Genomic DNA, 2562 nt, shown 5'->3' with positions numbered 1-2562 from the left:
CGGGCGGCTCATGCCGTTTCTTGTATTTCTTCACCCATCCACGTAGCGTCTCCGGATTCAGTTCCAGCTCTCTGGCTGTCTCAGTGACAGTCTTGATGGACCGGAGTGCAATCTGGACAGCTTCTTCCCGAAACTCCGGTGTGTACTTGCTCGGTGGTGCCACTCTTGCGTCCTCTTTTCCGTTCAAGGCAATCCTATTGGACGTCTGTCCGGAAACTTCGGGGCACCTCAATGCCTTGAAACGGGAGTTGATCCGCTGGCAGCCGATCCGTAGGCCCCGTTCGGACGGCCACGCTGCCGGGTTGCCGTCGGTCCCGAAGTGGGGCCGGACCTCGGTGAACCACTCGTCCAGAACGTCCGGGGTCCAGTCGAACACTGTCAGCACTCCGCGGCGCTTGGGCGGCGAGCCCTTCTTCGCCTTGCCGAACCTCACCTGGCAGCGGCCGAACTCGCCGAACTCGGCCCCGTGGGGGTTCCGGCCGAAGTCGGCGGCGTCGAGCATCCGTGTTTCGTTGCGCCGGGTCCCATAGGCGTAGGCGGTCTTGAACACGGTGGCGTCGCGGAACGCGGGCGCCAGCCCTTGCGGCCCAGCGAGCGGATGCGGGCGACCTCGTCGTCGCAGTGGGCGAAGAAGGCGTGCAGCTCAGCCTTGGTGAACGCCCGCTTCTTCGGGTCGGAACTCGTTGTCCTGGACGTGCACCGCGGTGTTCCACTCGTGCACCACCTGGACCGGGTGGGTGCCGAAGCGTTCCTCGCAGGTGGCGGTCCACTCGTAGAGGGGGTCGGTCACGAAGTGGCAGAAGGACCGGACGGCCTCGGAGTACGAACGGATCGTCGAGCGCTTGAGGTCGCGCAGTGAGCGCAGGTCACCGAGCCACTCGTCGACCATCGCCGGCGTCCAGTTCCACGGGTAGGTGTTCACGTACGCGTGGAACGCCTTCACCGCGTTCTCTCGGCCCTCCACGGTCGTGCGGGCCAGATTCCGCGCCAGCTGCTGATTGGCGAACCCCGTCAGCATCGCCGTGAAGACCTGTTCCTCCGCCCGCAGCAGCGCGACCCCGTCCACCAGATGGAGCCTCGCCGCACCCGGTATCGACCCGTTGAACCTCACCGATCCACCACTCTCCGTGACTCGCATCAGATGCGAGGAAATGGCATCCTGTGCGAGTCGCCAGGAAAACCGCAGTTCAGCCCCCTGCGCGAGTGGCGGCAAGGCCCCGCGTGCCGCTACTGTCACCGGTAGCTCGGGCGCCCAACGTGACTACCCCAGCGTGGTTGGCACCCTCCTTCGGAGCGATTCGCATACCGTCGTCAATTCGCATCGGATGCAATTGGCGGCGCTTCGACCATCGGAACAGCGATTAACGGTAGCGCTCGTTCCGCTTCCGGGTCCAGCTCCCGAAGCTGCCGCCAAGTGACAAGTAGCTGTGCGTGACGATCGTCGCGGACGGTGATTCTCATAAATGACCCGTTGCGGAGTTCTGCGAGAGGCCCGGAGCCGATCACGTTTCCGCAGGTCGCGATTCGCAGAAGTCCTCTCACAACCGAGGCGTTGTGCGAGAGGCTGACAGACTGCCGGGGTGGATCTGACGCCCGATCAAGCCGCATCTGCGGTAGAACGAAACGACTGTCCGAACTGTGAAGCCCCAGATCCATCCACGCGTCGGCGGCCGTACGGCGCCGGCACCACACCATCAGGGGGACCCGATCATGGGCAAGACGACCAAGAAGGCCAGGCAGGCGCCGCCGCTGTCCGCCGACCGCGTCCGCACCGGCTGGCAGGGCCCGGCCGACACCCGCATCCGCCTGGCCCTTGCCGCTGTCGATCCCCGCCCATATCCGGGTCATCATGCTCCTGACGTTCGTATTCGTTCTGTTCACACCACGGACGACCTCGCCGGGATTGCTCTACTCAGCGACTTGTTCACTGACCCTCCCCAGCAGACCCTTCCCAGCCTCCGCTGCGGCATCAGCGTGTCGGCATCCACGTGACCAAGGCCTGGGTCACCTCGACGAGCTCGGCGAGCGGTCACGCCCCTGATCAGCGGTCTGCCGATGCCTCCCGGTCCGGTGACACCACTCTTTCGGCCATGATCGACAAGGGGCGCAAGTCATGCCGGGCCCGGAGACCGGGAGCCCCAGTGCGGGGCCACGAAAACGGTAGCGGGGGCCCTGCAGAGGCAGCCGCCCGGCGGCATCACCACCGAGCCCGGCGACCACGGACTCTGGCGCTCTCGCGGCGGCCAGACCACGAAAATTCATCTCGCCACCGGGCAAGGGCAAAAGCCGCTGTCGCTGCACATCACCGCCGGCCACCGGCACGACAGTCCCTGCTTCCGGCCAGTCCTGGAGAAGATCCGGGGGCAAGGGCAAACGCCGCAGCCTGGGCGAGCGCGACTTCATCGCGCTGACCGACGGTGGCCGCCAGCTCGTCAAGGCGCCGATCGTGCTGGTGTGGGACCGTCTCAGTGCCTGACTGAGAACCGGTGACGGTAAGTGGAGTGGCACGTTCGAGTGGTGTGGCCTGGAATGCGAATGCCTGCAATGACGCCAGAGCTCCCG

The 2562-nt window shown here is 65.5% G+C and carries 3 protein-coding genes and 1 pseudogene; 2 read left to right on the top strand and 2 right to left on the bottom strand.

Annotation, left to right across the window (positions count from 1 at the left end; genetic code table 11):
- Positions 1-550: transposase (locus AC07DW_RS34080; RefSeq protein WP_478861471.1), on the bottom strand; the 550-nt coding region annotated here is incomplete at its 3' end.
- A 93-nt stretch (positions 551-643) separates the two neighbouring features.
- The gene (locus AC07DW_RS34075) at positions 644-1111 is read right to left on the bottom strand and encodes a hypothetical protein (RefSeq protein WP_478861470.1); all 468 of its coding nucleotides are present in this window, start codon (positions 1109-1111) and stop codon (positions 644-646) included.
- 599 nt (positions 1112-1710) lie between these two features.
- On the opposite strand from AC07DW_RS34075, the gene AC07DW_RS34070 reads away from it, so the two are divergent.
- Together AC07DW_RS34070 and AC07DW_RS34065 are read left to right on the top strand one after the other, a co-directional pair.
- Positions 1711-1992 carry a hypothetical protein gene (locus tag AC07DW_RS34070; protein WP_478861469.1) on the top strand — a complete coding sequence of 94 codons (282 nt, stop codon included), beginning with the start codon at positions 1711-1713 and terminating at the stop codon, positions 1990-1992.
- Positions 1993-2362: 370 nt separating this feature from the next.
- A pseudogene (locus tag AC07DW_RS34065) lies at positions 2363-2470 on the top strand (transposase); the annotation flags it as partial.
- Positions 2471-2562: the final 92 nt, after the last annotated feature.

This window comes from Streptomyces sp. NPDC045701, from assembly GCF_056432045.1.
Note: the sequence above shows the minus strand (reverse complement) of the source record. Positions and strands in the feature narration are given on the sequence as shown.